At 71.8% G+C, this 25,546-nt stretch carries 22 protein-coding genes; 11 read left to right on the top strand and 11 right to left on the bottom strand.

What is annotated here, in order from left to right; translation table 11 throughout:
• Positions 1–10: 10 nt before the first annotated feature.
• Both ACFCY1_RS33120 and ACFCY1_RS33115 read right to left on the bottom strand, forming a co-directional pair.
• Positions 11–1,858, bottom strand: a complete 1,848-nt coding sequence (locus tag ACFCY1_RS33120; protein ID WP_375876973.1) for an ABC transporter ATP-binding protein — start codon at positions 1,856–1,858, stop codon at positions 11–13.
• A complete protein-coding gene (locus ACFCY1_RS33115; protein ID WP_375876972.1) occupies positions 1,855–3,729 on the bottom strand; it encodes an ABC transporter ATP-binding protein in 1,875 nt (624 codons plus the stop codon). The genes ACFCY1_RS33120 and ACFCY1_RS33115 overlap by 4 nt, the downstream gene beginning before the upstream one ends.
• 234 nt (positions 3,730–3,963) lie before the next feature.
• On the opposite strand from ACFCY1_RS33115, the gene ACFCY1_RS33110 reads away from it, so the two are divergent.
• Positions 3,964–5,391, top strand: coding sequence for a family 2B encapsulin nanocompartment shell protein (locus ACFCY1_RS33110; protein WP_375876971.1), 1,428 nt, complete (start codon positions 3,964–3,966; stop codon positions 5,389–5,391).
• 7 nt (positions 5,392–5,398) lie between these two features.
• Here ACFCY1_RS33110 and glgX read toward each other — a convergent pair whose 3' ends face one another.
• The gene (glgX, locus tag ACFCY1_RS33105; RefSeq protein ID WP_375876970.1) at positions 5,399–7,564 is read right to left on the bottom strand and encodes a glycogen debranching protein GlgX; all 2,166 of its coding nucleotides are present in this window, start codon (positions 7,562–7,564) and stop codon (positions 5,399–5,401) included.
• A 175-nt stretch (positions 7,565–7,739) separates the two neighbouring features.
• Between glgX and ACFCY1_RS33100 the strand changes: the two genes are divergently transcribed.
• The 4 genes from ACFCY1_RS33100 to ACFCY1_RS33085 all read left to right on the top strand — a co-directional run bounded on the left by ACFCY1_RS33100 (position 7,740) and on the right by ACFCY1_RS33085 (position 12,604).
• The gene (locus tag ACFCY1_RS33100) at positions 7,740–9,026 is read left to right on the top strand and encodes an Ig-like domain-containing protein (protein WP_375876969.1); all 1,287 of its coding nucleotides are present in this window, start codon (positions 7,740–7,742) and stop codon (positions 9,024–9,026) included.
• A 196-nt stretch (positions 9,027–9,222) separates the two neighbouring features.
• Positions 9,223–10,476: an Ig-like domain-containing protein gene (locus ACFCY1_RS33095; protein WP_234348164.1), complete on the top strand. Its 1,254-nt coding sequence runs from the start codon at positions 9,223–9,225 to the stop codon at positions 10,474–10,476.
• A gap of 185 nt (positions 10,477–10,661) precedes the next feature.
• Complete coding sequence (locus ACFCY1_RS33090; protein WP_375876968.1) at positions 10,662–11,906, top strand: Ig-like domain-containing protein; 1,245 nt, start codon at positions 10,662–10,664, stop codon at positions 11,904–11,906.
• Positions 11,907–12,103: 197 nt separating this feature from the next.
• Positions 12,104–12,604, top strand: coding sequence for an ATP-binding protein (locus tag ACFCY1_RS33085; RefSeq protein ID WP_053111920.1), 501 nt, complete (start codon positions 12,104–12,106; stop codon positions 12,602–12,604).
• A gap of 338 nt (positions 12,605–12,942) precedes the next feature.
• On the opposite strand, the gene ACFCY1_RS33080 is transcribed toward ACFCY1_RS33085, so the two are convergent.
• From ACFCY1_RS33080 to ACFCY1_RS33055, 6 genes are all read right to left on the bottom strand, one after another.
• Positions 12,943–13,386, bottom strand: coding sequence for a hypothetical protein (locus tag ACFCY1_RS33080; RefSeq protein WP_049649065.1), 444 nt, complete (start codon positions 13,384–13,386; stop codon positions 12,943–12,945).
• Complete coding sequence (locus ACFCY1_RS33075; protein ID WP_063780013.1) at positions 13,386–13,796, bottom strand: helix-turn-helix domain-containing protein; 411 nt, start codon at positions 13,794–13,796, stop codon at positions 13,386–13,388. The genes ACFCY1_RS33080 and ACFCY1_RS33075 overlap by 1 nt, the downstream gene beginning before the upstream one ends.
• 63 nt (positions 13,797–13,859) lie before the next feature.
• The gene (locus tag ACFCY1_RS33070) at positions 13,860–14,219 is read right to left on the bottom strand and encodes a type II toxin-antitoxin system RelE/ParE family toxin (RefSeq protein ID WP_049649066.1); all 360 of its coding nucleotides are present in this window, start codon (positions 14,217–14,219) and stop codon (positions 13,860–13,862) included.
• A gap of 72 nt (positions 14,220–14,291) precedes the next feature.
• Positions 14,292–15,158: a hypothetical protein gene (locus ACFCY1_RS33065; protein ID WP_375876967.1), complete on the bottom strand. Its 867-nt coding sequence runs from the start codon at positions 15,156–15,158 to the stop codon at positions 14,292–14,294.
• Positions 15,159–15,369: 211 nt separating this feature from the next.
• A complete protein-coding gene (locus tag ACFCY1_RS33060; RefSeq protein ID WP_375876966.1) occupies positions 15,370–15,570 on the bottom strand; it encodes a DUF397 domain-containing protein in 201 nt (66 codons plus the stop codon).
• Positions 15,567–16,379: a helix-turn-helix transcriptional regulator gene (locus tag ACFCY1_RS33055; RefSeq protein ID WP_259316735.1), complete on the bottom strand. Its 813-nt coding sequence runs from the start codon at positions 16,377–16,379 to the stop codon at positions 15,567–15,569. Before ACFCY1_RS33055 ends, ACFCY1_RS33060 begins: the two co-directional genes overlap by 4 nt.
• 164 nt (positions 16,380–16,543) lie before the next feature.
• Between ACFCY1_RS33055 and ACFCY1_RS33050 the strand changes: the two genes are divergently transcribed.
• Positions 16,544–16,978, top strand: coding sequence for an ATP-binding protein (locus ACFCY1_RS33050; protein WP_375876965.1), 435 nt, complete (start codon positions 16,544–16,546; stop codon positions 16,976–16,978).
• Between the two features lie 100 nt (positions 16,979–17,078).
• Positions 17,079–17,606: a GNAT family N-acetyltransferase gene (locus ACFCY1_RS33045; RefSeq protein WP_375876963.1), complete on the top strand. Its 528-nt coding sequence runs from the start codon at positions 17,079–17,081 to the stop codon at positions 17,604–17,606.
• Between the two features lie 165 nt (positions 17,607–17,771).
• Here the strand turns inward: ACFCY1_RS33045 and ACFCY1_RS33040 are convergent, their stop codons facing one another.
• On the bottom strand, positions 17,772–18,476 hold the full coding sequence (locus ACFCY1_RS33040; RefSeq protein WP_375876962.1) for a hypothetical protein: 705 nt from the start codon (positions 18,474–18,476) through the stop codon (positions 17,772–17,774).
• Positions 18,477–18,904: 428 nt separating this feature from the next.
• Here ACFCY1_RS33040 and ACFCY1_RS33035 point away from each other — a divergent pair, with 428 nt between their 5' ends.
• The 3 genes from ACFCY1_RS33035 (at position 18,905) to ACFCY1_RS33025 (ending at position 22,088) form a co-directional block, all read left to right on the top strand.
• Positions 18,905–20,056 carry a protein-L-isoaspartate O-methyltransferase gene (locus tag ACFCY1_RS33035; protein ID WP_375876961.1) on the top strand — a complete coding sequence of 384 codons (1,152 nt, stop codon included), beginning with the start codon at positions 18,905–18,907 and terminating at the stop codon, positions 20,054–20,056.
• Between the two features lie 401 nt (positions 20,057–20,457).
• The gene (locus tag ACFCY1_RS33030) at positions 20,458–21,780 is read left to right on the top strand and encodes an ATP/GTP-binding protein (protein ID WP_375876960.1); all 1,323 of its coding nucleotides are present in this window, start codon (positions 20,458–20,460) and stop codon (positions 21,778–21,780) included.
• A 23-nt stretch (positions 21,781–21,803) separates the two neighbouring features.
• The gene (locus ACFCY1_RS33025; protein WP_375876959.1) at positions 21,804–22,088 is read left to right on the top strand and encodes an RloB family protein; all 285 of its coding nucleotides are present in this window, start codon (positions 21,804–21,806) and stop codon (positions 22,086–22,088) included.
• Between the two features lie 9 nt (positions 22,089–22,097).
• Here the strand turns inward: ACFCY1_RS33025 and ACFCY1_RS33020 are convergent, their stop codons facing one another.
• A complete protein-coding gene (locus ACFCY1_RS33020) occupies positions 22,098–23,357 on the bottom strand; it encodes a hypothetical protein (protein ID WP_375876958.1) in 1,260 nt (419 codons plus the stop codon).
• Between the two features lie 552 nt (positions 23,358–23,909).
• On the opposite strand from ACFCY1_RS33020, the gene ACFCY1_RS33015 reads away from it, so the two are divergent.
• Positions 23,910–24,773 (top strand): DMT family transporter, encoded by an 864-nt coding sequence (locus ACFCY1_RS33015; protein ID WP_375876957.1) that lies wholly within the window; start codon positions 23,910–23,912, stop codon positions 24,771–24,773.
• Positions 24,774–25,546: the final 773 nt, after the last annotated feature.

Here is a 25,546-nt window from a genome sequence, read left to right as displayed (position 1 = left end):
GGGCGGGGCCCTAGACCAGGCTGTCCCGCCAGGCCCGGTGGAGGGCGGCGAAACGGCCGGAGCCGTCGATCAGCTCCTGTGGGGAGCCATCCTCCACGATCCGGCCCTGGTCCATCACCAGGACACGGTCGGCGATCTCCACGGTGGAGAGCCGGTGGGCGATGATCACGGCCGTCCGGCCGGCCAGCACGGTGCGCATGGCCCGCTGCACGGCCTGCTCCCCGGGGACGTCCAGCGAGCTGGTCGCCTCGTCCAGGATCAGCACCGCCGGGTCGGCCAGCAGCGCGCGGGCGAAGGCCACCAGCTGGCGCTGGCCGGCCGAGATCCGGCCGCCGCGCTTGCGCACGTCGGTGTCGAAGCCGTCCGGCAGGGCGGCGATGAACTCGTACGCGCCGATGTCCCGGGCGGCCTGCTCGACCTCCTCCCGGGTGGCGCCGGGGCGGCCGACCGCGATGTTCTCGGCGACGGTGCCGGAGAACAGGAAGGACTCCTGGGTCACCATCACCACGCCGCGCCGCAGTTCGGGGGTGGCCAGGTCGCGCAGGTCCACGCCGTCCAGCCGGATCCGGCCGTCGGTCGGGTCGTAGAAGCGGGCCAGCAGCTTGGCGACCGTGGACTTGCCCGCGCCCGTCGCGCCGACCACCGCGACCGTCTGCCCGGCGGGGATCAGCAGGTCGAAGGCCGGCAGCACCTCCTTGCCCGTCCGGTAGGCGAAGCGGGTGCCCTCGAAGGCGACCGCGCGGCCCTGGCCGGAGGCCTCCGGCAGCTCGGCGGGTTCGGCCGGCTCGGCGACGGTCGGCTCGTGGGCGAGCAGGCCGGCGATCTTCTCCAGGGCGGCGGCGGCCGACTGGTAGCTGTTCAGGAACATCGCCAGCTGGTCGACCGGGTCGAAGAGCCGGCGCAGGTAGAGCGCGAAGGCGGTGAGCACGCCCAGCTCCAGCGCGTCGTCGACGACCAGGTAGGCGCCGAGCAGCACCACGCCGGCGAACCACAGGTTGGCGGTGAGGCGGGAGAGGCCGACGTAGCGGGCGATCTCCAGCAGGCCGTCCGCGGTGGCGGTGGCGGACTGCCGGTTGACCACGGCGAAGGCGGCGTCGTTGGCCTTCTCCCGGCGGAAGGCCTGCACCGGGCGGATGCCGTTCATGGTCTCGGTGAAGCGGACGATCAGCGAGGCGGCCGAGGTGCGCGAGCGCCGGTAGACCCGGCGCGAGCGGCGGCGGAAGGAGTGGGCGATCAGGGCCAGCGGCAGGAAGGACGCCAGCGAGACCAGGCCGAGCCGCCAGTCCAGCACAACCAGCAGCACCGAGATGTAGCAGACCGACAGCAGGACCGTCAGCAGCTCCTGGAGGCCCTCGGAGAGCAGCTCGCGCAGCGCGTCGATGTCGCTGGTGGCGCGGGAGATGATCCGGCCCGAGGTGTAGCGCTCGTGGAAGTCCAGGCTGAGCCGCTGGGCGTGCCGGAAGATCCGGCCGCGCAGCTCCAGCACGATGTCCTGGTTGACCCGGGCGCTGATCTTGATGAAGACCCACTGCAGCACCGGGCTGAGCAGCGCGCAGAACAGGTAGGCCGCGACCACGGCGATCAGCGGGCCGGAGTCGTGCTCGCGCAGCGCCGGGATGCCGCGGTCCATCGCCACCGCGACCAGCAGCGGGCCGGACTGGAGCGCGGCCTGCTGGACCAGGATCACCACCATCGCGACGGTGATCCGGGCCCGGTGGGTGTGCAGCAGCGAGCGCAGCAGCGCCCGGGGCGCGCCGGGTGGGACGGGGATGTCCTCCTCGTCGGCGGGCGGCGGGGGGAGCTCCTCCTCGGCCGGTGCGACGGGTTCGGCCCGTACGGGTTCGGCGGTGGTGGTCATGCGCGCGCTCCTTCCGGTGCGAGGGGGCCGTCGGGTATCAGGGCGGCCTCGCCCGACATCAGTTCCCGGTAGTGCGCGCAGTCGCGCAGCAGTTCCTGGTGGGTGCCGACGGCCGTGATCCGGCCGTCCGCCAGCACCGCGACCCGGTCGGCGAGCAGCACGGTGCTGGGGCGGTGGGCGACGACCAGGGCGGTGGTGGTGCCGAGGACCTCGCGCAGGGCCCGCTCGACCAGGGCCTCGGTGTGCACGTCCAGGGCGGAGAGCGGGTCGTCCAGGACGAGGAAGGCCGGGTCGCCGACCACCGCGCGGGCCAGCGCGAGGCGCTGGCGCTGGCCGCCGGACAGGCTCAGGCCCTGCTCGCCGACCTCGGTGTCCGGGCCGTTCGGGAGCTTCTCGACGAAGCCGGCCTGGGCGGTGTCGAGGGCGGTGCGCAGCTGTTCCTCGCCGGCGCCCGGGGCGCCCATCAGGACGTTCTCCCGGACGGTGGCGGAGAACAGGGTGGGCTCCTCGAAGGCGACCGAGACGAGTTCGCGCAGCCGCGGCCGGGGCAGTTCGCGGATGTCCCGGCCGTCCAGCGTGATGGTGCCGGCGGTGGCCTCGTACAGCCGGGGGAGCAGGGCGGTGAGGGTGGTCTTGCCGCTGCCGGTGGCGCCGACCAGGGCCATCGTCTCGCCGCTGCGGATGTGCAGGTCGACGCCGGCCAGCAGGTCGGGGCTGCCGTCGGGGGCGTCGGGGTAGCGGAAGCGGACGCCGGTGAAGCGGATGCCGTCCGGGGCGGTGGGCGCCGCGGCGGTGCCCGGGGCGGGGGCGTCCGCCTCGGGGGTGTCCGGTTCGTCCAGCACCTCGAAGAAGCGGTCGGTGGCGGTGGCGGCCTCGTTGGCGTAGGCGAGCAGCCAGCCGAGCGACTCGACCGGCCAGCGCAGCGCGAGCGCGGTGGAGAGGAAGGCGACCAGGGTGCCGGCGCTCAGGTCGTCGTGGGCCACCAGGTAGGCGCCGACGGCGAGGGCGCAGGCGAGCGCGATCTCCGGCAGGCCGACGATGACGGCCCAGAGGTTGGCGAGCAGGTGCGCCTTGCGCAGTTCGGTGCGGCGCAGCTCCTGGGCCTGGGCGCGGAAGCGCTCGGTCATCGACCGGTGCCGGCCGAAGGCCTTGAGGATGCGGATGCCGAGGACGGACTCCTCGACCAGGGTGGCGATGTCCCCGTTCTGGTCCTGGGCGAGCCGGGCGGCGCCGGAGAAGCCGGACTCGAACCGCCGGGTGAGCACGAACAGCGGGACGACGGGCACCAGGGCGATCAGCGCGAGCCGCCAGTCCTGGGTGAACATCACCACGGTGCCGGCCAGGAACATCACCGAGTTGACGATCAGGAAGACCAGCGGGAAGGCCAGGAACAGCCGCATGGTGTACATGTCGGCGGTGGCCCGGGAGAGCAGCTGGCCGGAGCCCCAGCGGTCGTGGAAGGAGACCGGCAGCCGCTGGAGCTTGGCGAAGAGGTCCCCGCGCATCGCCGTCTCCAGCCCGGCCAGCGGGCGGGCCAGCACCACCCGGCGGGTGTAGAACAGCGCGGACTCGACCGTGCCGAGGACCAGCAGCAGGCCGACCAGCGGCCAGAGGCCGGCCAGGTCGTGCTCGGCGAGCGGGCCGTCCACGATCAGGCCGAGGACCACCGGGACGGCGAGGGTGCTGAGCATGCCGAGGGTGGCGGCCGTCACCGAGACGGCCAGCCGGCCGCGGACGGCGCGCGCGTACGGCCACAGGCGCAGCAGGGAGCGGACCGTGGAGTGCCGCGGCCCGGGCCCGGCGGGGCCGGTTCCGTCGCTCTGGGGGCTTCCCGGGGTCGGGTTCTCGGGGTCTTGTCTGTTCTCGGCCATCGCGGTGAGGGTAGGCAGACGGGCCGTCATTTCTCATCCGGTTTTTCGCCCCTGTCGGTGGCGCCCGGCGAGAACCGGCCACTCGGACGGGCGGTGCGGGCGCGAATCAGGGGGCGCGCGCCGCCATTCGTGCAGGTAGGAGTGCGCCGTGCGCCTCTTGCGGGCGCCTGCCGATGAGCCGATGACACGTCCTGTACGGATGTCCAGTGGTGCGTGAGTGACAGGAGTGCACAGATGACGGTCGAAACCGAGCCCACCCCCGGCCCCGGCTCGGCAATCGTGCAGGTACGGGCCCAGCTCAGCCTCAGCACGACCGCGGCGAGGAACCTGGCGACGACGACCAAGTCGAAGCCGCAGATGCAGGAGATCACCTCCCGCTGGCTGCTGAAGATGCTGCCGTGGGTGCAGGTCAGCGCGGGTACCTACCGGGTCAACCGGCGGCTGAGCTACGCGCCCGGGCGCGGCCGGGTGAGCTTCGCCAAGACCGGCGCCGCGGTGACGGTGATCGCCCCCTCGCTGGCGGAGGTCCCGGCGCTGCGCGGCTTCGAGGACGAGGAGGTGCTGGCCGAGCTGGCCCGCCGGTTCGTGCAGCGGGACTTCGCGCAGGGCGAGGTGCTGGTGCAGGAGGGGGCGCCGATCGAGGAGGTGTTCCTGATCGCGCACGGCAAGGTGGACCGGATCGGCACCGGCAAGTACGGCGAGGTGACGGTGCTCGGCACGCTCGCCGACGGCGACCACGTCGGCGACGAGGCGATCACCGAGGGCGGCGGCAGCTGGCCGTACACCGTGAAGGCGAGCACCTCCGGGGTCGCGATGGCGCTGTCCTGGCCGGTGCTCCAGGAGCTGATCGGCCGTTCCGAGTCGCTGCGCGAGCAGCTGCTGGGCTTCGCCGCGGACGCGGCGCAGGCGCAGAACGAGCACGGCGAGGCGGAGATCGACCTCGCGGCCGGCCGGCAGGGCGAGTACGAGCTGCCCGGCGCCTTCGTGGACTACGAGCTGCGGCCGCGCGAGTACGAGCTGAGCGTCGCGCAGACCGTGCTCAAGGTGCACAGCCGGGTCGCTGACCTCTACAACCAGCCGATGAACCAGACCGAGGAGCAGCTGCGGCTGACCATCGAGGCCCTGCGGGAGCGGCAGGAGCACGAGATCATCAACAACCCGGAGTTCGGCCTGCTCGGCAACACCGACTTCGACCAGCGGATCCAGACCCGCGCCGGGGCGCCCACCCCGGACGACCTGGACGAGCTGCTGAGCATGCGCCGCGACACCGACTACCTGTTCGCCCACCCGCGCGCGATCGCGGCCTTCGAGCGGGAGTGCAACCGGGTCGGCGTCTACCCGTCCACCGTCGACGTCCTCGGCAAGCAGCGGCCGACCTGGCGCGGGGTGCCGATCTTCCCGTGCAACAAGATCCCGGTGTCCGACCAGCAGACCAGCGCGTTCATCGCGATGCGCGTCGGCGAGGACAACCAGGGCGTGGTCGGCCTGACCCAGATCGGCATCCCGGACGAGGTGGAGCCGGGCCTGAACGTCCGCTTCATGGGCATCGACGAGAAGGCGATCGCCTCCTACCTGGTGAGCACCTACTACTCGGCGGCGGTGCTGGTGCCGGACGCGATCGGCGTGCTGGAGAACGTCGAGCTCGGGCACGCCGGGAGCTGAGCCCCGGCTACGTGGCGGGGGCGGGCGCGCGCAGCAGCCGCAGCGAGCGCCCGCCCAGCACGACGGTGCCGGCCGGGGCCGGTTCGTCGGGGTGCACGGCGGCGGTGTCGACCAGGGGCTCCCAGCCGGGGGCCGGCGCCGCCGCGGGCAGGGTGAACACCACCGGTTCGTGGCCCGCGTTGAGCAGCAGCAGGAAGCCGTCGTCGCCGATCGGCCGCCCGGCCTCGTCGTGTTCGGGCAACGCGGAGCCGGAGAGCAGCATGCCGAGGCAGGCGGTCGGCGCGAACCAGTCGGCCTCGGTCATCTCCGTGCCGCGCGGGGTGAACCAGGTGAGGTCGGGCCGGCCGCCGGGGGTGGTGGCCCGGCCGGAGAAGAACGCCCGCCGGTGCAGCACCGGGTGGTCCCGGCGCAGCCGGACCAGCCGGGCGGTGAGCGCGCACAGCTCCTGCCAGCCGGGCTGTTCCAGCAGCGACCAGTCCAGCCAGCCGACCTCGTTGTCCTGGCAGTAGGCGTTGTTGTTGCCGCCCTGGGTGCGGCCGAGCTCGTCCCCGGCGGTGAGCATCGGGACGCCGGCGGAGAGCAGCAGGGTGGCCGTCAGGTTGCGCAGTTGGCGCAGGCGCAGCCGGTTGACCTGCTCGTCGGTGGTCTCGCCCTCGGCGCCGTGGTTCCAGGAGCGGTTGTCGTCGGTGCCGTCCCGGTTGTCCTCGCCGTTGGCCTCGTTGTGCTTGCGGTCGTAGGAGACCAGGTCGCGCAGGGTGAAACCGTCGTGCGCCGTCACGTAGTTGACCGAGGCGTACGGGCGGCGGCCGGCCCGCTGGTAGAGGTCGGAGGAGCCGGAGAGGCGGTAGCCGAGTTCGCGGACGTCCGGGCGGGCGCCGCGCCAGAAGTCCCGGACGGTGTCGCGGTACTTGTCGTTCCACTCGGCCCACAGCGGGGGGAAGCCGCCGACCTGGTAGCCGCCGGGGCCGACGTCCCAGGGCTCGGCGATCAGCTTCACCCGGTTCAGCACCGGGTCCTGGGCGACGGCGGCGAGGAAGGGGTGGTCGGTGTCGACGGCGTCGCCGCCGTTCGTGCCGCCGCGGGCCAGAGCGGCGGCCAGGTCGAAGCGGAAGCCGTCCACGCCCATCTCGGTGACCCAGTACCGCAGCGAGTCGGTGACCAGCCGGATCACCTGGGGGCGGCGGGTGTCCAGGGTGTTGCCGCAGCCGGTGTAGTCGGCGTAGCCGCGCGGGCGGTTCGGCGGGAGGCGGTAGTAGGCGGCGTTGTCGATGCCGCGGAGGCTGAGCGAGGGGCCGAGTTCGGCGCCCTCGGCGGTGTGGTTGAACACCACGTCCAGGATCACCTCGATCCCGGCGGCGTGCAGGGCGCGGACCATCCGCTTGAACTCGCCGACCTGGCCGCCGCGGGAGCCGGAGGCGGAGTAGCCGGCGTGCGGGGCGAAGTAGCCGATCGTGTTGTAGCCCCAGTAGTTGACCAGGCCGCGGGCCTGGAGGTGGTCCTCGCTGGCGTACTGGTGCACCGGCAGCAGCTCGACGGCCGTCACCCCGAGGCGGGTGAGGTGGGCGAGGGCGGCGGGGTGGGCGAGGCCGGCGTAGGTGCCGCGCAGGGGCGGGGGGACGTCGGGGTGGCGCATGGTGAAGCCGCGCACGTGCAGCTCGTAGAGGACGGTCTCGGCCCACGGGGTCTTCGGGCGGCGGTCGTCGGACCAGTCGTCCTCGTCGTGGACGACCACGGACCTGGGCACGTACGGGGCGGAGTCGCGGTTGTCCCGGACGGTGTCGGCGACGTCCGCCTCGGGCCAGTTGCGGACGGCCGCGCAGGCGGCGTCGTGGGAGGTGTAACAGCCGTCGACGGCGCGGGCGTACGGGTCGAGCAGCAGCTTGGCGGGGTTCCAGCGGGCGCCGGTCCACGGGTCCCAGCGGCCGTGCACGCGGTAGCCGTAGCGGGTGCCGGGGCGCACGCCGGGGAGGAAGCCGTGCCAGACCTGGACGTCCTGCTCGGTGAGGTGGTGGCGGGTCTCCTGGCCGTCCTCGTCGAACAGGCACAGTTCGACGGCTTCGGCGGCGGGGGCCCAGAGGGCGAAGTTGGTGCCTCGCCGGCCCGTGCGGTCGAGGTGGTAGCGGGCGCCGAGGGGTTGGCAGCTGCCGGGGTTCAGCTGCTGTTCTGACGCCATGGCGGGGGCCTCCCTGGGCGGGGTGTTCTGGGTCCATTCACCTTCTCTTTCCCGGAATGTGTTGGCCGGAAGCGGTCCGGGGTTTCGGGAGCGGGGGTTTCGGGGGCGGCGTGTCTTCGTTGGGAGGGTTCTCGTTGTTCCGGGCATCGGACTTGAACAGTGGGAGGGCCCCGGGATGCGGCGCCGTGGACGGGTGTGGGCGCGGGGCGTGGCGGCGGTGGCCTGCTGCGTGGCGGTCCTGGCGGGGTGCGGCGGGCCTCCGGGCGTGCCGGACGGGGACGCGGTGGGGCCGGGTGGGCGTACGGCCCCGGCGGCGCCCTCGCGGGCGGTGCTCTCGGTGCAGCCGGTGGACGGGGCGCAGGATGTGCGGCCGGAGGGGGCCGTCCGGGTGACGGTGGCGCAGGGGCGGTTGGTCTCGGTGCGGCTGGCGGACGGGAAGGGCACGGAGGTGCCGGGCACGATCGCGGCCGACGGCGGCGCGTGGGCGCCGGACGGGCCGCTGCCACTCGGGACGGCCTTCACGGTGGACTCCGTGGCGGAGGACGACCAGGGGCAGCGGGCGGCCCAGCACTCGGCGTTCACGACCGTCACCCCGACGCACACCTTCGTGGCGTTCTTCACCCCGGAGGACGGTTCCACGGTGGGGGTCGGGATGCCGGTCTCGCTGCGGTTCAGCCGTCCGATCACCGACCGGGCGGCGGTGGAGAAGGCGGTGCAGGTCACCGCCGATCCGCCGGTGCCGGTGGCCGCGCACTGGTTCGACGGGCAGCGGCTGGACTTCCGCCCGCAGGCGTACTGGGCGGCCGGGACGAGGGTCACGGTGGCGCTGCGGCTGAAGGACGTGCAGGGCGCGCCGGGGGAGTACGGCACCCAGAGCCGGGAGCTGCACTTCACCGTCGGGCGGGCGCAGGTCTCCACCGTCGACCTGGACGCCCACACCCTGACCGTCCGGGCGGGGCAGGGCGGCAAGGTGGTCCGGGTGCTCAAGGTCTCCGGCGGCAGCCGGGACCACTCCACCTACCGGGGGGTGATGGTGGTGTCGGAGAAGTACAAGGTGACCAGGATGAACTCGCAGACCGTCGGCATGGGTGACGAGTACGACATCAAGGACGTCCCGCACGCGATGCGGCTGACCGCCTCCGGCACCTTCGTGCACGGCAACTACTGGGCGGACCCGGGGGTGTTCGGCGCCGCCAACACCAGTCACGGCTGCATCGGGCTGTCCGATGCCAAGGGCGGGGCGAGCAAGGACTCCCCGGCGGGCTGGCTGTTCGAGCACACCCTGGAGGGGGACGTGCTGGAGGTGAAGGCCTCCTCGGGGGACTTCGTGCCGCCGCAGAACGGGCTGAACGGCTGGAACGTGCCGTGGGAGCAGTGGGTGGCGGGGAGCGCGCTGGGGCGGGGGGCGGCGGCCACCGCGTCCGCTTCGGCGGCTCCTCCGTCGGCTTCGGCGCTGCCGTAAGTCCCGTTCGCCCGTTACGTCCTGTCTTCACCACGGTTTCACGCCCGCGTCAACCGACTCCTCTCAGGATTCACTCGGACGGCTTAGCTATCCTGCTCCGGCGCGCCCGCAGCCCGGCCCGGAAAGATCCACGTCCGGTGCAACTCACGGGGGCACTCAACGCGTCAAGAGAGTGAATACCGGGAGGGGAGAAACCGTGAAGACGGGGAAGACGGCCGGCACCGCGATACGCACCACCAACCGCTACGGGCGGAAGAGTGCGATGGCGCTGGTCATGGGCGGGGTACTGCTGCTCACCGCGGCCTGTGGCGACGACAAGGGCAGTGGTTCGGGCGGTACGGGGGGTTCGGGCGGCGGCAGCGCGGCCTCGGCCGCGGCGGACGGGGGCGGGTCGGCCACGCCGAAGCCCTCGGCCGCGGTGCTGGCCGTGGAGCCGAAGGACGGAGCCCTGGACGTCCCGCCGAACGGGCTGCAGGTGTCCGTCTCGAACGGCAAGCTGACGACGGTCGAGGTGACCGACAAGGACGGCAAGCCGGTCGAGGGCGCGATCACCCCGGACGGCTCCGGCTGGAAGCCCGCGGGGGCGCTCGCGGTCGGCATGGCGTACAAGGTGAACGCCCAGGCGAAGGACGGCGAGGGCCTGGTGGCCGCGTCCACCACCTCGTTCACCACGCTGACGCCGGAGAAGAAGATCTCCACCAACGACAACATCAGCGACGGCGCCACCTACGGCGTCGGCATGATCGTCTCGGTGAACTTCAACAAGGACGTCAAGAACAAGGACGCCGTCGTCAAGGGCATCTCCATCGAGAGCAGCAACGGCACCGTGGTGAAGGGCCACTGGTTCGGCGACCGCCGGGTGGACTTCCGTCCGGAGGCGTACTGGGCGCCGGGCACCAAGGTGACCGTCAAGTACCGGCTGAAGAACGTCGAGGTCGCCCCCGGCATCTACGGCGACGTGGACAAGGACGAGCCGTTCACCATCGGCCGGTCGATGGTCTCCACCGCGGACGCCAAGGCGCACCAGATGACCGTCGAGCGGGACGGCAAGAGCACCACCCTGCCGGTCACCCTCGGCGCGGACGCCACGCCGTCCTGGGGCGGGACGATGGTGGTCATGTCCAAGGAGAAGGTCACCCGGATGAACTCGCAGACCGTCGGTCTCGGCGGCGAGTACGACATCCAGGACGTGCCGCACGCGATGCGGCTGACCACCTCCGGCACCTTCGTGCACGGCAACTACTGGGCCAGCCCGTTCGGCAAGACCAACGCCAGCCACGGCTGCGTGTCGATGCAGGACGTGAAGGGCGGCAGCGACTCCTCCGTCGCCGGCAAGTTCTTCAACGACTCGATGATCGGTGACCCGATCAAGGTCGTGAACACCAAGGAGAAGACCGTCGCGCCCTCCAACGGGCTCGGCGGCTGGAACGTCGACTGGGCCGCCTGGTAGGCCCCTTCGGCGTCCGTCGTCCGTCGTGCGGCCCGGTCCTCACTCGTTGGGGTCGGGCCGCCGCGGTTTCCGGGGCGAGCAGCCCCACGCATGGCGCAACCTTTCCGGTGGCCGGTTGCGTATACCGGTCGGGTCCGTCGGGTCCACGGGGAGTTTCTCGGATCTTCTGAGGGAGGGAATCGACGATGAGGTCGATACGCAGAGTGGTGGCCGTCGGTCTGGTCGGCGGGGCGATGGCGCTGACGGCCGCCTGCGGTGGGGGCAGCGGGGCAAGCGGGGGGAACGGGGGCGGGGGGAGCGCGGCCAAGGCCGATCTGGCGGCCGGCGCGGCGAGCGCCAAGCCCACGGAGGCGGCGCCCAGCAGCAAGACGCCGAAGGTCTCCACGGCCGCCGTGAGCATCGAGCCCAAGGCCGGCTCGGTGGACGTGGCGCCGAACGCGCTCAAGGTCGGCGCGACCGGGGGCAAGCTGACCACCGTCAAGGTGAGCGACAGGACCGGCAAGGAGGTCCCCGGGACGATCTCCGCCGACGGCGCCTCCTGGACGCCCGCGGCGGGCCTGGAGGTGGGCACCGCCTACCGGGTCAGCGCGATGGCCGCGGACGCCGACGGCGCGGTCGCCACGGCGGACAGCGACTTCACCACGCTGACCCCGACGGCGCTCGCCAAGGCCTCGGACAATGTGGACGACAACGCCACCTACGGCGTCGGCATGATCGTCTCGGTGAACTTCAGCAAGGACGTGAAGAACCGGGACGAGGTCGCCCGCGGCATCAGCTTCGAGACCAGCAACGGCACCGTGGTCAAGGGCCACTGGTTCGGCGACCGCCGGCTGGACTTCCGCCCCGAGCAGTACTGGGCGCCGGACACCAAGGTGACCGTCAAGTACCGGCTGAAGAGCGTCGAGATCGCCCCCGGGGTGTACGGCGCGGACCGGGACGAGCCCTTCACGATCGGGCGGTCCCAGATTTCGACGGTTGACGCCGCTGCGCACAAGATGACGGTCGTACAGGGTGGCCAGTCGAGCGAGATCGACATCAGCGCCGGCGCACCCGAACACCCCACCTGGAACGGCACGATGGTGGTCATGTCCAAGGAGGGCGTGGTGCGGATGCAGTCCAGCAGCATGCCCGGCATGACCGGCGCGCCGTACGACCTCCAGGTCCCGCACTCGATGCGGCTCACCGACTCCGGCACGTACGTGCACGGCAACTACTGGAGCAGCAGCAGGACCTTCGGCGAGGACAACGTCAGCCACGGCTGCGTGGGCCTCAAGGACGTCGAGGGCGGCGGCTCCGGCACGTCGGCGGGCAAGTTCTACGACGGCTCGCTGATCGGTGACGTGATGATCGTGAAGAACTCGATCCGGAAGGAGACGCTCGACCCGTCGAACGGGCTGAGCGGCTGGAACGTCCCGTGGAGCGCCTGGTAAACCGCCGCTGAGGTGGGGGAGGGGTCAACCCGGGATTGACGGAAGTCGGCCCGGGGGGACCCCTTCTTGCATCCGGCATATGCCGACGCGGAGAGATCGTTTGCTCATTGTCCGTACGCGGCTGCTTGCGTTCCGCAATGATGGTCCGCATGGCGGGTTGGGGCGAAGCAGATCAGTCATTGGTTTCCGGGGCCGGCGTGGTCGCCGAAGTGTCCTGGATCGACGTCCAGGGCGGCGGGCTCTCGGCGTTGGAGCGGCTCACCTCCGCGGAGCTGGAGGAGATGTATTCCAGCAGACTGTGCGACCAGTCCGCGCCCAACGAGGTACGGCTGCCCTCCCGGCCGGAGTCGGGCCCGGTGGCCCGTCGGCTGGTGCTCTCGGTCCTGGAGTCCTGGGAGCTCCACCAGCACCTGGAGGCCGGGGAACTGCTCACCAGTGAGCTGGTGTCCAACGCGGTGCGGCACGCGGCCGGCCGCACCATCGGACTGCACGTCAGCCGCAAGCCCGGCTGGCTCCGGATCGAGGTCCGGGACTCCTCCCGGGCGCTGCCCTGCATGATCCTCGCCGAGCCCCAGCCGGTGAACGAGCGCGGGCGGGGGCTGAGGGTCGTCGACGACCTCGCCGACCGCTGGGGCGCGGACCTGCTGCCGCGGGGCAAGGGTGTCTGGTTCGAGCTGAAGGTGCGCGAGCGGGGCTGAGGCGTTCGGCCGGTCGGCGTTTTTCACGGGGAAACGCGCAGGGCCCCCGGATTCGCCGTGGTCCGGCGGGCGGGGGCCCTTGCAAGTCATCGCGCCGGCCAAGGGGGTGCGTGCCGCGCGATGGGCGTCGGCAGTGCCAGGTCGGGCCCGCCGAAGTCATCAACCCAGGGCGGCGTGCGGTGTCGCCCGCCGTTGGGCTGCTTCGACTATCGCATGGATCTCAGCATGCGGGCAAACCGGATGACTTCGAATGCAAGGCATGTTACGTAGTTCACCTTTGGATTTTGCATAGGTTAACGCTGCCGCCTGTGAATATTCATGATCACGGGCCTGCTTGCCTACTTCGTCGGCTGCCAGGGGTTGCGCAGCGAGAGCATCGGGGTGTCGACGCCGAGCCTCGTCGCGGTGCTGTGCAGCGACTCCCGCAGGTACGGGTAGAGCACGGTGACCCCGATCTGCTCGATGAACTGCCGCTGGAGGTCTTCCGCCAGTTCGAACGGCTCGCCGACGGAGAACGCGGCCGTCGCATCGACGGCGAAGTCCGCCTGGGTGCCGGCCAGCTCAAGGCGGCACCGCACTTCCAGGACGGTTCCGCCGTCCCGCTCGCGGAGCCATGTGAGGAGTGTCGTCCGGCTCTCCGCCTCCTCGCGATCCTCCTGCTGGTCGAAGAGCCGACGGCCTGAGACCTCCAGGAACGTGACGTCCAGGAGTTCGGCGGCCTCGGTGATCTCGCCGACGGACGCGAATCGCCGAGTCGGCCTGTCGGTGGACCGACCCGCCATCACGCCGTCACCGGCCTCTGGCTGTCCGGCTCCCAGGCCGCGGGTCGTGGCCCGGGCCCCCGTTCACGGACGGCCACGTGGACCTCGACCTCCACGGGGGCCGGCTGCCAGGCCGGTGCGACGGCCGAGCAGGTGTGGTCGACCATGCTGTGGAGCCGGGCATCGACGGCCCGCGCGTAGCGCTGCAGGGTGGAGTAGCGGGCGTCGCCTCCGACGCGTTCGAACTCGGAGACGGTCGACTGGGATGTCCCCATGCGCTGTGCGACCTCGCGCTGGGTGAGGCCGCGCTTCTGGCGGGCCACGACGAGCGTCTCCACCAGTGCGGCGTAGGCCTCGGCGTCTTCCAGGCCCGCTGCGGTGTGGGGGTCGTCCGGGTCGATGCCGAGTAGATCATGCAGTGTGGGTGCCATGGTCTCCCTACCCTCCCGTTGATTCAACAGTATCGCCCAAAGCCGATACCGAGAACCGGGTGCTCAGTCTTTTGGGTTACGGTTCCGCCAATCCTTGAGGCGCCTCTCAGCTGTGCTGAGCTCGCTCGGCGGGGTCTTCTGGGTCTTCTTCTGGAAGAAGGACAGCGCGAGGAGTACGAGACCGTCGGCCTCCTCGGCGTAGAGGAGTCGGAAGATGCGGCGGTTGCCGGTGAGCCGAACCTCAAGGAGGTCGCTCCCGAGGCTCTTGACGTCGCCCGGCAGGGTCTGCCTCTCCTGGACCCGCCGCATCAGAACGGCGAGTTTGGTCTCCTCGTGGGACGCGAGACGGGCCTTCTCCAAGTCCTTGCGCACCGGCGTCGATCCGTCCGCGCCCTCGTAGAAGGCCCACTGTCGTTCGTCCAACGCTCACCCGCCATGCGTCTCGCCCAATCTGTTTATAGGAAGTCTAGGGCCCTGTCCGCTTCGGTCGACATGTCAACGGATGTGCACCGCTTGGCTGTTGTGATCGCGAAGGGTGTCGCGGATCCGGGCGGCGTGGCGGTGGACGGCGGCCGGGGAGAGGGCGCCCGGGCGGGGTGGTGCGGCCGGTGGGCTGCCGGGGGTGCTGCGGCAGGCGCGGCAGAGGCCGCCGAGGAGGGCGTGCGGGCGGCAGGGGGTGCGGCAGTCGGTGCACTCGGGGATGGGGACCGGCTGCGGGGGGCGCGGGGCCTGCGGACGTTCGGGTGGCAGCTTGTCGATCAGGCGGCGCCGGGTGAAGCCCGCCGGGCTGTGGATGTCCGGCGGCAGGTTCGCGGTGAGCGCGGCGGTGAAGAGGGGGAGCGTGGTCCCCCGGTCCAGCCACTCGGCGGCCAGCGGTTCGAGCGCGGCGCAGTCGGCGGCGGAGAGGGCGAGGCGGGGGTCGACCAGGCCGAGGCCGGCGAGGGCGGCGTAGGCGGCCGAAGTGGGGGAGGTGCGGTTGAGCGTTCGCTCCCTGGGGGGATCGGGTGCGGCGGGCGTTGACGCCTCCCCGGTGGAGAGGAAGTGCGCCCACCAGCCGTCGGAGCGGGACGTCCGGGAGAAGTAGGTGCGGAAGACCCAGCGGCACTGCCGGGAGTCGAGGCGCTCACGGACGCGACGCAGGTGACCTGCGGTGGAGAGCTTGGTGAGGGCCGAGCGGCAGGCCATCTGCCCGTAGTGGGGCTGGAGGACGGCGAGGGTCTTCGCGTCCATGGCGGCGCCGTCGGGGAGGCGGTCGATGAGCGAGGCGAGGTAGGCCTCGCGGGCCGGGAGGTGGGCGAAGTCGCGCGCGGAGCGGGGGAGTTGCTCCGGGGCGGACTGCTTGCCGTACCCGGGGGTGGCCATGGCGGTATCGTCGTGGGTAGCCACAGGATCGAGCTCGCATTTCGATCGTGCCGGTCAGACCCCCGTTCGGTGTTGGCGCACCGGCGGGGGTTGTTTCGTTGGTGCGCACGCTACACGGGGGAACCGGCTGTGGTGTAGTCGTGACGATAAGTCATATGTGCTGCGTGCGAGGGTGGTTGGGAGGTAGTTACCTCACCGTTCCATTAAGGGGTCACTCGGCTCGTGTCACTTGAGCTTCGGCGGCGAAGGTGACAAAGGCGGACCAGGCCTCGGGGGAGAAGGTGAGGGTCGGGCCGGCCTTGTCCTTGGAGTCGCGGATGTGGATGGTGGAGGGGGAGGAGGCTACCTCGACACAGGCTCCGCCGTTGTCGTCGCTGTAGCTGGATTTGAACCAGCCGACTTCGGCACTCATAGCTCCTCCGAGACTTTCCTGATGAACTCTACGGACTCCTCGATACTGAGGGCTTGCGTGCGGATCATTCCATGCCGCTGCCTGAGGACGTTCACCTTGTCCGCATCGGTGTGCAGCACCCCGGTTCGGTGCCCTTCCACGTAGGCCAGCTGCTCATTGTTGGCCGTCTCCAGCAGGATGATGGGGCCGCCGAGGGCGGGGTATGCCGCACGATCTGCAGGAAGCACTTGGATCGCGACGTTCCGCAGGCTGCTCATGTCGATGATGTGCGCGAGTTGCCTCTTCATTAGCCCTGCGCTGCCGACCTTTGCCCGCAACGCAGCCTCGTAGATCACGAAACCGAACAGCACCGTCGGCGAGTTCGCCAGCTTCTCCTGGCGTTGCATTCGGCCCGCGACGCGCGCTTCGACGGTCTCGTCGTCCAGGGGCGGACAGGCGTGACTGATCAGCTCTCGGGCGTACTCCTCTGTCTGGAGCAGTCCCGGGATAAGCAGGGCTTCGTAGGTGTGGATCGCGATTGCGTCGGCTTCGGCATCCGTGTAGCCCTGTGAATAGGACGGAAACTTCTCGGGTGCCAGGAACGCAGCCGCTCCCAGCAGCATCCCCTTCGCATCACACAGATCATCTGCCGCCTGGAGCAACTTGAGCGTCGGCTTCCGCCGCCCCGCCTCCATCGACCGCACGCTCTCGACGTCGTAGGAGGCCGCCCTGCTCAGCTGCTCCCGGGTCACGCCCGCCGTCGCGCGCCACCGCTTGAGCTGATCACCGCAGTACTTCCACGCCATGGGGTTCTCTTTCGGCGCGCTCACGATCCCGCGCTCCTCCCTGCCCTGGTCACAGGGCGGTTCAAGCTCTCGTTGTACCTGCGGTGTAACTGCTGAGGCTATGCCCGGCTGCCGACGCTTGAAGGGTGAAAAGGCCGAACTCAGCTCTCCCGAGTGACGCCGTCCGTACACACCCCTCAAGGACCCTGATGCTCACTCAGCCCGCCGATGTCGTCGAGTGGATGTTCCCCCGGCTCCCCCGCAGCGCCGGCCGTGCCCGTATCCGGTTCATCCGGCAGGCCTTCGAGTGGGAGGTGCCGATCGACTCCGCCGAGACCGGGCTGATCCTCCTCAGCGAACTCGTCACCAACGCCTGCCGCCACGCCCGTTCCCCGCGTGACCGGATGATCGGTGTCCGGATCCTCCTCCCCACCGACTCCCTGCTCCGGATCGAGGTCTCGGACGCGAACTCCACCCTCCCGACCCCGTGCGAGGCCACCCCGGACGACGAGTCCGGCCGGGGCCTCGAACTCGTCGCCGCCCTGGCCACCTCGTGGGGCGCCCACCTGCGCGGTGACGGCTACATCGGCAAGACCGTCTGGTGCGAACTCGCCCTCCCCACCCCGGCCAACCCGCACGGCTGAGCCCGCGACCTGCGGAGACGCGCAACTGGCGCTCCGCCGGAGCGCGTCCTGATCTTCGACGGCGTCGGCAACCGGCGCCCGAGAGGATCAGGAGACCTGTATGCGCCCGCTGCCTTGGCCGCCCGCCCCGATCAGGACCGAGCGGCTCGTACTCCGCGAGCCCGAGGCCCGGGACCGTGCGGCGTTCGTCGAGCTGCTGGCCTCGGCGGAGGTGAACACCTACCTCGGTGGCCCCAAGCCGCGGGACGAGGTCGAGCGCGAGATGCCCGGGGCGCCCCGCCGGAGCCCCGGCGTCTTCGCGGTCGACCTCGACGGGGAGACGATCGGCCAGGTCCTGCTCCGCAAGGAGGCGGGGCGCCTCGGCCGGGTCGGCGAGCAGGCCGAACTCGGCTACCTGTTCCTGCCGCAGGCCTGGGGTCGCGGCTACGCCGCCGAGGCGTGCGCGGCGGTCCTCGACTGGTTCACCGGCGTGCTGCCCGGCGAGCCGGTGGTGCTCGCCACCCAGACCGCCAACCTCCCCTCGATGCGCCTCGCCGCGAAGCTGGGCTTCACCGAGGTCGAGCGCTTCGAGGCCTTCGGCGCCGACCAGTGGCTCGGCCGGTGGTCCCCGGAGCCCCACCGGGACTGACCGGCCCCGCCGCTGGTCCTGTCGCCGGCCGCGCGAGAAGTCGGGTGGGCCGACTTCTCGCGCTCAACCGCTTTGGTGGAGGTCAGTTCCACGGCTCCCGGTCCGGGTCCTCGCCCAGCACCTGGGCGGCGGCCCGGGCCACGGCGGTTCCGGCCGGACCGTCGATCAGTCCTTCGCCTCGACCTCGACGGCCGCCCGGATGTCCAGCGTGCGCCGGGCCAGTTCCCCGGGCTCGCCGGCGCCCGTCTCGTCGACGACGATGCCGACGGTGCTGCCGTCCGCCCAGGCGCAGGTGGTCTGGGGCACGGCCGGGAAGTCGAGCACCGCGCAGTCCATCGCGCCGCCGAGGGGGCCGGCCGGGTAGTCCTGGCGCCCGACCACCACCGGGTCGTCCGACGGGGCGCCCGTCGTCTGCGTCTCCGTGCCGAAGTACTTGTCCAGCTCCCGCCGGACGTCCGGGAAGCTGCCGGTCAGCCCGATCACGGTCAGCGTGGATTCGGTCGCCCCGGCGGGGCCGTAGCCGGCCACCGTCAGCTCCCGGTACGGCCGCAGGGCCGTCATCTGCCGCTCGATGTCGGCGCGCAGGGTCAGGATGCTGTCCTCGTCCGGGAGCCGCACCTGGTCGCCGATCCGGTCCGCGAGCACGATCCGGTGCCGCGTCGGGGCGCCGAACCCGGTCACCGCCGCGACGGTCACCGCGGCGAACAGGCCGACGACCACGCCCGCCGCGATCAGGGCGTTGCGGGGCACCCGCCGGTACCAGGGCAGCGGAGCCACCGGCTCCAGGGTGTTCGCCCAGATCGCCCGGAGGCCGCTGGGCTCCTCGGCCCCCTGGTCACTCTCGGACCCGGTCGTATCGTCACTCTGCACGGGCCCGGATCCTACGGCAGCGCCCGCAAGCCCCGCCGGGGTTTTCGCGGCGCCGACGCCACCGGTGGCACCCGCATCCCCGACCTCACGGGACGGAACACCCGGGGCCGTCGTGGGTGGCGCGGCCATCCGCCGGCCGCGCGAGAAGTCGACCCGGCCGACTTCTCGCGCCAGCCGGGGTGGTCCTCGCACGGTCCGGCGGGACACACACGCGTACGCGCCCCTGGCAGCTCCCGCACGCCTCTACCGCCTGGTGCGGTGCGACGCCAGATTGGTCGCCGACCGTTGCACCCGACCGAAGGGGAAAGCGCGATGGGTGAGCACGAGAAGCAGCCGCCGGACCCCGGGCAGGGAACGCCGCCGCCGGACAACACCGACAGCAAGGTCGAGCTGCCGCCCCCGGGCAACGGGAAGCACAAGAAGTGACGGTGGGCGACGGCGGCCTGGCCGGGCGCCGAACGCGCCTGGACGCGGAGATGCAGCAGGGCGGGGCGTGGTCGGCCGACTCGCCGTGGCTGCGCGAGGCCTTCGCCGCGCTGCCCCGTGACCGGTTCGCGCCGGACCGGCTGTGGCGGTGGGACGGCCGGGCCTACGCACCGCTCGACCGCGCGGTAGATCCGGGCGGTTGGGCGGACGAGCTGTACTCCGGGGTCCACTCGGCCGCCGTCACCCGGCTCACCGACGGCCTCCCGTCCTCCTCGCTCTCCGCGCCCTCCGCGGTCGCGGACATGCTGGACAGCCTCCGCCTGGAACCCGGGCACCGGGTGTGGGACCTCGGCACCGGCCAGGGCTGGACGGCGGTGCTGTCCGCCCGGCGGGCCGGGCCCGGCCTGGTGGTCGGCACCGAAGTCGACGGGCACCTGGCCGCGTTCGCCCGCACCCGGCTCGCCGCCGCCGGACTCGACGCCGAGGTGACGGCAGGCGACGGCACCGCAGGCGGGGTGCCGGGCGGCGGCCGGGTCGACCGGCTGCACGCCACCTATGCCGTCGAGACCGTCCCCTGGTCCTGGGTGGAAGCGGTGCGGCCCGGCGGACGGATCGTCTACCCCTGGGGCCGGCTGGGGTACCTCGCCCTCACCGCCGCGGTCGTCGGCGCCGCCGCACACGGCTGGGTCCACGGCCTGGCCCAGTTCATGGGCGACCGGACCGGTCCGGCCCAGCCGGGCACGGGGCCCGCCGCCTATGCGCAGGTGCGCGGCGGTGCCGAACCCGAGGCGCACGGGGCACTGGACCGCGACCCGGCCGGCCTGGAGGACTGGCACCTCCGGTTCGCGCTGCGCGTCGCCGTCCCGGACGCCGTGCTGTTCACCGCGCAGGGCGAGGACGGGCCCGCCACCCTGCTCCACGACGGGGACCGCTCGTGGGCCGAGATCCGCCCCCGATCGCAGCTCCTCCAAGGCGGGCCGCGCCGCCTCGGCGACGAGGTGCTGGCCGCCTGGACGCAGTGGGACGCGCTGGGCCGCCCCGACCCGTACGACTACGGCATCACCGTCACCCCCGACACCCAGTGGGCCTGGCAGGGCGCCCCGGACACCGGCCCGAAATGGCCCATCGGCGGCCTGCACCCGGCCACGCGCTGACCACGAGCCCTGCCGAGCAGCCCCGGCACTCACGCCCGGGGCGGCCGCCGCATCGGGCAATGGAGCCGCGCTGAACGACGTTCTCCGGCGATCCGGGCCGGACGAGGACTTCGCGGCGGATGTGGCGCCCGCTCGCGCCATGTCCGCCGTGTCCGCCGTGTTCGCCGACGAGGTGGCCATGGCCGCCGTCAGCGCCGCTGAACCTCTCTCCACCTGAGGGGCCTGCGCGAGAAGTCGGACCGGCCGACTTCCTGCGCCGGATTCGGGAGCCTCGGCGTGGGAGGTCTGTGGCTCCCGGGATGGTCACTGGCGTGTGAGAGCCTGTCCACGCTTGCCCAAGGCCTGTTTGCGCGATTCACTTGCACAGAAAGGCCCCACAGCCCGCGAAGGGGGGATCACAGATGCTGTTGAACTTCAGGGTCGCGAACCACCGCTCGATCAGAGACGAGCAATCCCTACAGCTGAACCCGGTCTACGACGCGGACCGGCCGCCCGGGACGCACTGGGAAGCGGTCCCTGTGGTGGGCATCTTCGGGGCCAATGCCGCCGGCAAGTCGAACGTCATCGATGCCCTGGCGTACATGACCAGGATGGTCGTCAGCTCGCATCGCGACGCGGAGCCGGACGGGGGCGTGGCCCGGCAACCCTTCCGGCTCGAAGAGGCGGCGCGCGGGGAACCGTCCTGGTACGTGGTGGACCTGCTGATCGACGGGATCCGCTACACCTACGGGTTCAGCGTGGACGACGACCGGGTGGTCGACGAATGGCTGCACAGCTTCCCCCACGGCAGGAAGCGCAAGATCTTCGAGCGTTCGGTCGACGGGCTGGAGATCGGTGACTCGCAGCACCGGCGAGAGCTGGAGCTGGTCGAGAACATCACCGAGCCCAACGTCCTCTTCATGTCCCTCGCGGCACGCTCCCGGCAGGACGACTTCCGCCCGGTGTACGACTGGTTCGCCCGAAGCCTCCAGTTCAGCCGGCGAATGCAGGGCCCTGGCCGCATCGGTACAGCGCGGATCCTCGAAAACCCGGACCGGCACCCTGAGTTCATCGCGCTCCTGCGTGCCGCAGACCTCGGGATCGCGGAATGCGGCACGGAGCGCGTGCTGCTCGACGAGGAAGAGCTGCGGAAGCGCTACGGTACGCGCATTCCGTCGTGGCGGCTGGAGGAACTCGAAGAGCACGGACCACGTGAGGTCATGCGCCCCTGGATAGGCCATCGCGGGCGCGACGGGATCGTCAGGATGGACGTTTCCGAGGAGTCCGAGGGCACCCAGGCCCTCCTGCGGCAGGCACCTCTCTTCATGGGGGCGCTCCGTCGGGGTGGCACCTTCGTGGTGGACGAGATCGATTCGAGCCTCCACCCGATCCTGACAGCGCGCCTGATCGGGCTGTTCCAGGATTCCGCGACCAACCCGAACGGTGCCCAGCTGATCTTCACCTCGCACGACGCCAGCCTGCTCGGCCGAACCGACGGCGAGGACGTCCTGCGGCGGGACCAGGTCTGGTTCGTGGAGAAGAACGAGCACGGCGAGACGGAGCTGTTCGCCCTCGCCGACTTCAAGCCGCGCCAGGAGGAGAACCGCGAGCGGCGGTACCTCGGCGGGAGTTACGGCGGCGTGCCGTACATCGACGACGATTTTGCCAGCGCCATTGCGGCGCGGGGGGACGATGATGGCAAGGGCGGCGAAGCCGAGCGGACGCAAGCGTCCCACAGGCGCTGAAGTCGAGTGCTCGGAATATCGAGGTGGCGTTCTCCAATCCGTGTTTCGAGGTGTGGCTCCTGCTGCATTTCACGGAATACCGCCGTCCGGCCCGTTCGTTCAGGGAACTCCTGCCAGTCCTTGAGAGAACCTTCCCGGCCGGATACGAGAAGACCGGCGTGAAGTTCGACCACTACGAACCGCACTGGCGGCTGGCGGCGAGCCGGGCGAAGCAGCTGGCGGAGCCCGGGAGCGAGCACGAGACCAATCCGTCCACCGGCGTGTGGAAGCTCGCGCTCGCCATCGGGGGTGGCGAAGCCGGGTCATGACGTCCCGGGTCAGGAGATCGAGAAGCCCATCTGGTTGACCACCGGCGTCATCGGCACGTACAGCACCTGCGCGTAGCAGGTCGTCTGGTGCGCCGTCGATCCGGGCGGGCAGGCGACCTCCGACCTGGCGGCGACGATGACGCCGCGGGCCTCCATGTCGCCGTTCGGGCCGGACGGGTTCGCCAGTGCGGGGCCGCCGCTGTCGCCCTTCGCGGCGACCGCCCGCCGGTCGCCGCCCTTCGACTCCGCGATGTCCACCGGCTTGATCTTCGTACCCTCGTCGTTCGTCGTCTCCACGTCGACCCGCTTGACCTGCACGTCGCACCTCCACCCCGACTGGGCGCCGCTCAGGCAGATCAGGTCCCCGACGTTGTTCCGCCCGGCGCCGTACGTGTGCCGGGACGAGCCGCCGTTGTCCGACCAGGAACCGTCGTAGAACCGGCCGCCGCCGTTCCCGTTGACCGCGATCATGCCGACGTCCAGGCCGTTGCCGACCGCGGCCAGGTCCCCGATGTAGCTGCCGGTGCCGTTGTAGTACCGGCCGCCGCCGCAGTGTGCGGCGGTCAGCACCACCTTCGTCCCGCCTTTCCAGCCGCTGAACGCCGTCGAGCAGAACGACGCCTTTCCGGTGTTCACCTCGGCGCCCGCGTAGTACGGCGCGCTGTCGGAGTGCCGGTTGCCGGACAGCGCCACCGGTGTCTCCTCGACGCCGGCCGTCACCGGCATCCCGGCGATCTCGGCGGCCCGCGAGGAGTACGCCTGCACGGTCGCGTCGCCACCGGTCAGCTGCTTCGCCGGCGCCGGCGCGTACGTGATCGCGATGGCGGTGCCATCCTCCTGCGGGCCGATCGACGTCCACGCGTCGCGCGCCACCGCGGCGGTGAACCGGTCGATCGCGGCGCGCATCTCCGCGCGGGAGTACGGGCTCGGATGGACGTCGACGGTGTAGCCGGGGCCGACGTCCGCGGCGTTCGCGTCCAGCAGGGAACGGACCTGGGCCGGGGTCTCGCCCTTCCAGTAGATGTCGGCGTGCTGGTTCGCCGCGTCGATCACCGTCCCGGCGTAGCCGGCCGCCGCCGGATCCCGGGACTCCACCCACTCCTGCACCGGGTCCGTCATGTGGTGGAGCAACTGCTGCGCCTTCGGATCGCGGAGCACCGGCAGGGTCACCGACAAGTAGGGCTCGTCCTTCACGACGTCGGCGGCCATCAGGGCGGAGGCGACCACGGTGGTCAGGGCCAGGGACAGCACGAGGCTGGAGCGGCGCACGAGCGGGTCCTTCCGGTGGGCCGATGGGGTCGACACTCAGCGTAGGGAGGAATGAACGGTCCGCTACGGTCCGGAAGTCGAGGGCGGGCCGCTGGTGGTTGCACGGCCGAGGAGACGCGCCCCCGGGAGGGGCGTGACGGCCTCCCGGGGGCGCGTGGGGCGGGCGGTCACCATCGCCCCGGACCCCGCGACTGCCGCGAGGAGACCGTTCCTGCGGGGTGAGGACGCGTCAACGACCCTCGCTGCGTGAGAAGTCGGACCGGCCGACTTCTCATGCCCGCCGGTCGGTACCATCGACGCGTGAACCTGTACTGGCACGTCGTGCTGCCACCGCTCAGCGCCTGATCGGGCGCGCGCTTCGGTGGCTTGACCCCCCACGACCCCGGCTCGGCCCGACAGCGGCCGCCGTGGGCCGGCGGCGTGCGCCCGTTCTCGGAAACCCGTTCCCCTGACGGTCTTCGACGACGGAAGTTCACGACTGTGCCGAATCGTTTGTCCTCACCTGCCCGCACCCGCCCCACGGCCCCCCGCCGCACCCGCCCGCGTGGCGGCGTGGTGCCGATCCTGACCGCCGCCGTGCTCTGGGGCACCACCGGGACGGCCAGTTCGCTGGCACCCGCAGGCGCCCCGGCCGCGGGAATCGGAGCCGCCGGGCTGGTCCTCGGCGGGCTGCTCCTCTTCCTCACCGACCGCACCGCCCGCGTACTCCCCCGGAAGTGCGGGCCGCACGAGCGGTGGCTGCTCGCGGCCGGCGCCATCGCGGTCGCCGGATACCCGGTGACCTTCTACCCGGCGGTGAGCCGTACCGGCGTGGCCGTCGCCACCGTCATCGCGCTCGGCAGCGCGCCCGTGTTCACCGGGCTGCTCGGCTGGCTCACCCGACAGGGACGGCCCGGCGGACGCTGGGCCGGTGCCACCGCGCTGGCCGTACTCGGCTGCGCCCTCCTGGTGCTCGGCCCCGAACTCGCCGGGGGCGGCACGACGGTGGACCTGCCGGGCGTGCTCCTGGCCGCGCTCTCGGGACTCTCGTACGCCGTCTACTCGCTGATCGGCGGGCGGCTGATCGCCGGCGGACACCCCTCCGGCGGGGTGATGGGCGCGATGTTCGGCGGCGGAGCGCTGATCGTCCTCCCGGTACTGCTGTGCGGCCCCACGGGCTGGCTGCTCACGCCGCGCGGGGCAGGCGTGGTGCTGCACCTCGCGGTGATCACCACCTTCCTCGCCTACTGGCTCTTCGGCCACGGCCTACGCCACACCACCGCCCAGACCGCCACCACCCTGACCCTCGCCGAACCCGCCGTCGCGGCGGTCCTCGGCGTGGCCGCCCTCGGCGAACGCCTGCCCACCGTCTCCTGGTGCGGCCTCGCCGTCCTCGCCGGAGGCCTGGCCTTCCTGGCCCTCCCAGCCCGCCGGTAGCGGCCCCGGGGGTGCTCGCACTGCAGGAACCCTGCCGAGGGGGCAACCGCGCAATGCGACCGGGCACTTTCCCCGGCTGCTGTCCCGGATCGCCTGTGGGGGCGCAGGTCTGTCGGTGAACTGACCGATGCCGTCCGCCCGCTGAGGTTCGTCGTCCGTGCCGTTCCTACTCGACCTGCCCGGGGCGCCACACACGGTCCGCAAGGCCGAGTCTCCGTCGCGGGCTCGCCGTCGTGGCCGGAGGGCTAGCCTTCCTGGCGCTCCCGGCTCGGCGGTAGGGGCCTCGGCCCGCGCGAGAAGTCGGACCGGCCGACTTCTCGCGCGAGGGCCCCGGTTCGCTCGAGGTGCGGGAACTCTGCGGAGGGCGGTTTCCGGGGTCAGCTGGGGAGAACCGCGTGATGCGAAGGGGGCTCCGGCCGACCGCGTTCCCCTGTTGCTGTCCCGGATCGCCTACGGGGACGGGGGCGCGGCCCGCAGGGCTGTTGGTGAACTGGCCGATGCTGTCTGCGCGCTGGGGTTTGTCGCCGGCGAGGCGATGGCTCCCATGGTGCCGTTCCTGCTCGGACTGGTCGGGGTGCCGCATGTGGTCGGCAACGGCGAGTTGTCGGAGGCGGTCGAGAGGTGGGCTGGTCGGTTGCGGGCTCGCTGATCTGGCCGGGGGTTGGCCTTCTTGGTGCTTCCGGGGTGGCGGTTGGTGCCTCGGCCCGGGGGGGGGGGGGGGGCCCGGGCGCTGTAGGGCGCGGGGCGGCCGTGGGGCGCGGGGGGGGGTTGGT

Origin of the sequence: Kitasatospora sp. NPDC056273, from assembly GCF_042268845.1 — a bacterium.
Taxonomy (GTDB): domain Bacteria; phylum Actinomycetota; class Actinomycetes; order Streptomycetales; family Streptomycetaceae; genus Kitasatospora.
The sequence above is the reverse complement of the archived record's forward strand: the minus strand, read 5'-3'. Positions and strand labels throughout refer to the sequence as shown.

Excerpts from the sequence above, each read along its gene's own strand:
- ACFCY1_RS33120 (WP_375876973.1), bottom strand. The coding sequence starts at position 1,858 with ATGACCACCACCGCCGAACCCGTACGGGCCGAACCCGTCGCACCGGCC.
- ACFCY1_RS33115 (WP_375876972.1), bottom strand. The coding sequence starts at position 3,729 with ATGGCCGAGAACAGACAAGACCCCGAGAACCCGACCCCGGGAAGCCCC.
- ACFCY1_RS33110 (WP_375876971.1), top strand. The coding sequence starts at position 3,964 with ATGACGGTCGAAACCGAGCCCACCCCCGGCCCCGGCTCGGCAATCGTG.
- glgX (WP_375876970.1), bottom strand. The coding sequence starts at position 7,564 with ATGGCGTCAGAACAGCAGCTGAACCCCGGCAGCTGCCAACCCCTCGGC.
- ACFCY1_RS33100 (WP_375876969.1), top strand. The coding sequence starts at position 7,740 with ATGCGGCGCCGTGGACGGGTGTGGGCGCGGGGCGTGGCGGCGGTGGCC.
- ACFCY1_RS33090 (WP_375876968.1), top strand. The coding sequence starts at position 10,662 with ATGAGGTCGATACGCAGAGTGGTGGCCGTCGGTCTGGTCGGCGGGGCG.
- ACFCY1_RS33080 (WP_049649065.1), bottom strand. The coding sequence starts at position 13,386 with ATGGCGGGTCGGTCCACCGACAGGCCGACTCGGCGATTCGCGTCCGTC.
- ACFCY1_RS33075 (WP_063780013.1), bottom strand. The coding sequence starts at position 13,796 with ATGGCACCCACACTGCATGATCTACTCGGCATCGACCCGGACGACCCC.
- ACFCY1_RS33065 (WP_375876967.1), bottom strand. The coding sequence starts at position 15,158 with ATGGCCACCCCCGGGTACGGCAAGCAGTCCGCCCCGGAGCAACTCCCC.
- ACFCY1_RS33060 (WP_375876966.1), bottom strand. The coding sequence starts at position 15,570 with ATGAGTGCCGAAGTCGGCTGGTTCAAATCCAGCTACAGCGACGACAAC.
- ACFCY1_RS33050 (WP_375876965.1), top strand. The coding sequence starts at position 16,544 with ATGCTCACTCAGCCCGCCGATGTCGTCGAGTGGATGTTCCCCCGGCTC.
- ACFCY1_RS33045 (WP_375876963.1), top strand. The coding sequence starts at position 17,079 with ATGCGCCCGCTGCCTTGGCCGCCCGCCCCGATCAGGACCGAGCGGCTC.
- ACFCY1_RS33030 (WP_375876960.1), top strand. The coding sequence starts at position 20,458 with ATGCTGTTGAACTTCAGGGTCGCGAACCACCGCTCGATCAGAGACGAG.